4 protein-coding genes and 1 tRNA gene are annotated in these 5,932 nt (G+C 44.5%); 4 read left to right on the plus strand and 1 reads right to left on the minus strand.

Translation table 11 applies throughout. The annotated features are described in order from the left end of the window. From BP621_RS03460 to BP621_RS03475, 4 genes are all read left to right on the plus strand, one after another. The coding region (locus tag BP621_RS03460; protein ID WP_292387972.1) for a sulfide-dependent adenosine diphosphate thiazole synthase at positions 1-504 on the plus strand (504 nt) is incomplete at its 5' end. A gap of 163 nt (positions 505-667) precedes the next feature. After that, a tRNA-His gene (locus BP621_RS03465) sits at positions 668-739 on the plus strand. Positions 740-915: 176 nt separating this feature from the next. Further along, a complete protein-coding gene (locus tag BP621_RS03470) occupies positions 916-2,643 on the plus strand; it encodes a radical SAM protein (protein WP_292387973.1) in 1,728 nt (575 codons plus the stop codon). A gap of 301 nt (positions 2,644-2,944) precedes the next feature. Beyond that, entirely contained in the window at positions 2,945-3,154 is a 210-nt protein-coding gene (locus BP621_RS03475) for a hypothetical protein (RefSeq protein WP_292387974.1), read from the plus strand. A 70-nt stretch (positions 3,155-3,224) separates the two neighbouring features. On the opposite strand, the gene mgtA is transcribed toward BP621_RS03475, so the two are convergent. Next, complete coding sequence (gene mgtA, locus BP621_RS03480; RefSeq protein WP_292387975.1) at positions 3,225-5,753, minus strand: magnesium-translocating P-type ATPase; 2,529 nt, start codon at positions 5,751-5,753, stop codon at positions 3,225-3,227. Positions 5,754-5,932 lie beyond the last annotated feature (179 nt).

Below are 5,932 nucleotides of genomic sequence, written 5' to 3' on the forward strand. Positions count from 1 at the left end.
TACCAGCCCGGGTACTATGTGGCTAATTCCGTAGAGTCCGTCGGGAAGCTGATTTCAGGTGCAACTTCAGCCGGGGCTGAGGTTTTCAACCTTGTGAGCTTTGAGGATGTCATGATCCGGGAAAACGATAGAGTTACCGGAATCGTCATCAACTGGGGATCTGTCACGGCACAGCGCCTGCATGTAGATCCTCTCATGATTCGTACAAAACTCGTAATTGATGGAACAGGACATGAAGCGGTTGTATGCAATACAATTCTCAGAAAAATTCCAAATGCAAAAATTGGAAACCTCGGAAAGCTCGGAGAAAAACCGATGTGGTCAGAAGTTGGCGAGCGCCTGGCTGTTGATGCAACCAAAGAAATTTATCCGGGCCTGATCGTTGCGGGCATGGCTGCAAATGCCGCAACCTGCTCTCCAAGAATGGGCCCAGTTTTCGGAGGCATGCTTCTCTCGGGAGAAAAGGCTGCAAAACTTGCCCTTGAAAAGCTTAAGGAACTCTGATAACGATCCAGAAAGAACTTTTAGCCGAATTTTGCTCATATTGAGGGCCGGAAAACAGAAGCCTTTCTTTTCCTGAGGAGGGTCTCCTGCCCTTTCCGGCAAAAACTTTATATAAAAAAACTCCTTCTATAGCTTGCTTCAATCTGAAGTACCAGACCCTGTGGCCGGGGTAGGGTAGAGGCCATCCTGTGGCCCTGTGGAGGCTACGACCCGAGTTCGATTCTCGGTCCCGGCCCTAACTATTTCTTTTAAATTTTTATTTCTCTTATCTTTTAACAGACTCCTTTGTTTCTGTGGAAGTGTTTTTTACTTTTTACTCTCTTGCATGGTGTCTTTCAACCTTCTTTTAACATCTGTAATTTACCTGTAACTTATATCTGACTGGACTGTATACTTTCGATTATCAAGCAAATGGAAACAAGAATTGACATGAAAGCACTCATTATAGACGGCTATGTGGATGAACCTGCCTGTCTTGGGGTTCCTCCTTACATTTCTCCCTATCCGCGTTATATAGCAGGCGCTCTCAGGGAACGTGGGCTTTCCGAAAAGGACATTCACTACCTGACCATTGACACCCTGCGAGAGAACCCGCCCGGAGCAGGGGAACTTACAGGAAAAGCAGACCTTGTTGTCATTATAGCAGGCATGACTGTGCCAGGTAAATATCTTCGGGCTTCCCCAATCACTCCCAGGGAAATCGAGACAATTTTCCGAACTGCACACGGGGCAAAAGTTATAGGTGGGCCTATAAGGCTCGGTTTCAGTGACGAAGGCGGAAGGGCTGCAAAAGGTACTGAAGACAGGATAAAACTCTCAGGTGCAGTGCTTGCCAGAATGGATCTTGAAGCTTTTGTTTATGATCTGTTTAAGGACGGCATTAGCGGAGTTTCTCCTGCGAAGCTCAGAGATCCCGAGGCTGTAGAGCACCGCTTCAGGACAACAGCTGAAATCGGACGCTGGGGACCCAGGGGAGCTTTTTTGGTCAGGCAGCACCCTGATTATCCTTACTGCATGTGTGAGCTTGAGACTTACAGGGGTTGCGGCAGACAGGTTCACTGTTCTTTCTGTACAGAGCCTTTTTATGGGGCTTCCGACTACCGTCCCATAGAGGATGTAATCTCCGAGGCATCCGCCCTTTACTCCCACGGAGCCCGCTATTTTAGGATTGGTAGGCAGCCTGACCTTTTTTCCTATCACGGAACGGACACAGGAGGCCCTGTCCCAAGGCCCAATCCAGAAGCTATTGAAAGGCTCTACAGGGGAATCCGAAACTCAGCTCCAGAGCTGTCTGTGCTCCATATGGACAATGCAAACCCGATTACGCTTGCAGCCTATCCTGAAGAGTCGGAACAGATCCTGAAAACGATAATTAAATATCATACCGCAGGAGACGTGGCGGCTTTTGGGATGGAGAGTGCCGATAGGGCAGTAATTGAGGCCAATTCCCTTAAGGCAACTTCTGAAGAGGTTTTTGAGGCGATCAAACTTGTGAACAGGCTTGGAGCCGTTCAAGGAGCAAACGGGCTTCCAGAAATCCTTCCGGGCATCAATTTCGTGCATGGACTGATGGGCGAATCCAAGAAAACTTTTCAGCTCAATTATGATTTCCTGAAGCATGTGCTAGATTCGGGGCTGCTACTTCGCAGGATCAATATCCGCCAGGTCATGGCTTTTCCCGGAACTCCAATGTATGGAAAAGACGAAGCTGCAAGAAAGCACAAAAAGCTCTTTCTGGACTACAAGGAACGAGTAAGGAAGACTATTGATCTCCCAATGTTGCGGCGTGTTGTGCCTGAAGGTACCGTACTCAGAGATGTAATATGTGAGGTTCACGAAAAAGGAGTCACTTTTGGGAGGCAGCTTGGTTCATACCCTTTGCTGGTTGGAGTTCCCGCTTCTTTGCCTTTGCGAAAATTTACTGACATTACGATCACAGGGCACGGGATGCGCTCGATTACAGGCATACCTTATCCTCTACTTATTAACACTGCTTCTCCCAATCTTATCCGTGAACTTCCCGGGCTTGGCAGGAAAGCTGCGGATTCGATAATTGCTGGAGTTCCTTATATTGACAGAGAAGACTTTCTCAGGCGTGTAAATGAAGGAGACAAGTTTCTCCGGTTTGTTGAGATTTAATAGTTTTCAAATTTTAGTTATTAAGTTTCGATATTCTTAGAGTCAACTGAGAGATTCATAGGGTTGGATTACTAGACTCATAGAGTCGGATCCATGTTGCCTGATGTTGGATACTGATAATTCGCAGCTTTTAACCCTTTGGGCTCAGGGTTTACCCTGGTCTAAGGCGGTTCTTTAAAGAGTTTTTCGAATTCATACTTTTCTAGATCTCCAGAGCTTTCTTTAAGACAAACACTTATTTATCCAATCGAGAATCATTTTTACTTGGTATTTCGGATGGGATTCTTTAAGGGGGATTTTGTTGAGCGAAAGCGCGGAAAATTTGTACAGAGTAAAAATTGCTCTTCAGCTCAGTTTTATTGTCTGGGTTATGCTTGTGATTTTCATGTTCTATGCTACGTTTGAGGCAACGACCAAAATGTACGGCACCTTTTTGTTGCTGTTTATGGTAATTATCTTCACTCCTTTTCTGCCGGATGGGGCAGGTTATGAGGAAGGCAAGCCTAAGTAACTTCAAGGTAAACCGGGATTTCTACTGTCAGTATAGCTGTCGTCAATATATCTGTCAGTACAGGTAACTCTCAAAATTTTACTTTTTTATAAAAAATTCTCTTTATTGTCTCAGCTGTAAAGATGTAAAATCCTATTATGGCTCCAATAATTAAAATAACCTTTATAGGAAGAGGTTTGAACCCAAAGGGAGCTGCAAAAGGAGTTAGCGGGAAACCAAGAGTCAGGACTACGATCAATGCAGTGGCAACCAACAGGTATTTTCCTGGCCTGCTCCTGAAGAAAGGCTTTCGGCTTCGGATTACCAGCACTATAAGAGATGCTGAAATTACTGATTCTATAAACCAGCCTGTCCTGAATTGTTCTATCATACCTGGTAGTAGGAGAAGCAGAGCCCCGAAGGTTAAGTAGTCGAAGACCGAACTGGTAAAGCCAAATGTCATCATAAACTTGCGGATGAAATTTATGTCCCAGCGGTGTGGCTCTTCAACCAACTCTTTATCAACAGTATCTGTGGCTATGGTCATTTCCGGAAAATCAGTCAATAAATTAGTTAGCAGGATCTGTGTGGGCAGTAGAGGAAGAAAGGGCAAGAAAAGGGACGCTCCTGCCATGCTGAACATATTCCCAAAGTTGGCGCTGGTAGCCATGAAAACATACTTCAGCGTATTGGCAAAAGTTTTTCGTCCGCCTTTAACACCTTCTACAAGTGCATCCAGGCTCTTTTCCATCAGCACAATATCTGCAGCTTCTTTGGCGACATCTGCAGCACTGTCAACTGAAATTCCTACATCGGCTGCATGAAGAGCCGATGCATCATTAATACCGTCTCCCATATACCCAACGACATTTCCTCTCTTCTTAAGTGCAAGGATAATACGTTCTTTTTGATTTGGCTCTACCTCGGCAAAGATGTCAATGTCATTTACTTTCCTTATAAGGGCCTCACTGCTCATTCGGGCAATTTCGCTTCCGGTTAGAATTTCGGAGTCCTTAAGCCCTACATCTCGACTTATACGGGCAGCCACAAGTTTGTTATCTCCGGTAATAATTTTCAGAGAAATCCCAAGCTGTTCCATATTTTCTATCGTTTTTGCAATGTCTGGCTTCAATGGATCAAAAAACAAGAGAAGTCCTAGAAAGGTCATTCCATTTTCCTGTTCTTTTTCGATAGTTGTCTGCTGGTTCATGTCCCTGTATGCAATTCCGAGTATTCGAAACTCTTTTTCACTTAACTCCTTAAATTGCTGCTCAATTTGTTCCTTGACCTCAGAAATTTCTACCGTTTTTCCAGGTTCCATTTCTGCTAAGGTGCAGATTTCAAGAATATTAGAGAGCGCACCTTTAGTGATCATCAGGCTATTATTGTTTTTTGAGACAAGAACGCTTAATCGCCTGCGTGTAAAATCATAAGGGACCTCGTCCAGTCTCTTATATTCTGACATGTCAAATTTGCTCTGTGCCAGGATTGCCCGGTCGATAGGGTTTTTAAAACCCTTCTGGAAATAGGCATTGAGGCTGGCGTAAAGAAAGATTTTTTCATTCTTGCCTCCTTTCATATCCAGGATAGAATGAAGTTGAAGTTCTCCTTCTGTCAGAGTGCCGGTCTTGTCGGAGCATAGCAGGTTCATACTGCCGAGATTCTCAATTGAAGCCAGCCTCTTGACAATCACTTTATTTTGCGCCATCTCTCTTGCGCCGTGAGAAAGGTTAACACTTATAATTGCAGGTAAAAGTTGCGGTGTAAGTCCAACTGCAATCGCAAGGGAGAAAAGGAAAGATTCCAGAATCGGGCGATGAAGATAAACATTGATTGCAAAGATTGCGATAACCATCAGCAGGGTAACTTCCATCAGAAAATGACCAAACTTTGCAACACCTTTTTCAAACTCCGTTTCTGGAGCACTGGTTTTTAACTCTTCCGATATTTTTCCAAACTCTGTTTTTTTCCCTGTAGCCACTGCCAGTGCTTTTCCACTCCCGCTTTCCACACTGGTTCCCATCCAGAGGGAGTTTGTACGCTGTGCAAGAGGGGTTTCTGCATTCAATGTTTTTGTTGATTTTTCTACCGGGTAAGTCTCTCCAGTGAGAGTAGCCTCATTGACAAAAAGTCCCTTTGATTCCAGAATCAGGCAGTCAGCAGGAACTATATCGCCTGCGTTGAAGATTATTACGTCTCCAGGTACTATTTGTTCTATAGGAATTTCCTCTTCTTTTCCGTCCCTTAATACTGCTGCCTTCACCTCGACTGCACTGAGCAATTTTTCAAAGGCATCTGCAGCTCCTTTCTCCTGCCAGAAACCGAGTAGACTGCTGATCAGGATGATGGTTACAATAATTACAGTATCTGTAACGTCTCCAAGAAAGAAAGATAGTCCGGCTGCAAAAAGCAAAATGAGAGTAATCGGACTCTTAAACTGGGAAAGTAAGATTGTAAGGGTATTTGAACTCTTTTTTGGTTTAAGGAGATTGGCACCATATTTTTTAAGGCGTTTACTACTTTCTAAGCTACTCAAGCCTTCGTCGGTTGTTTGTAGCCTCTGGAGCATTTCTGGCACAGGAACGCTCCAGAACCTGATGTTATTCTGGCCTTGTGTCAACAGAATCTCTCCCTCTCACTTGCCTATCTTTTCTCAAGCCTCCTTAACCCTCAGGAGTGTAGCAAGTTCTTCCCCTTCCCTTCCAATAGTTGACAGGTCTCTCGAAATTTCCGACTTTTCAAGATATTTCTCTGTCCTGACCCTTCCTGGCTCTTCGATTTTGATGGTAATTTCCCCTT

Origin of the sequence: Methanosarcina sp. UBA5, from assembly GCF_002505485.1 — an archaeon.
Classification (GTDB): domain Archaea; phylum Halobacteriota; class Methanosarcinia; order Methanosarcinales; family Methanosarcinaceae; genus Methanosarcina.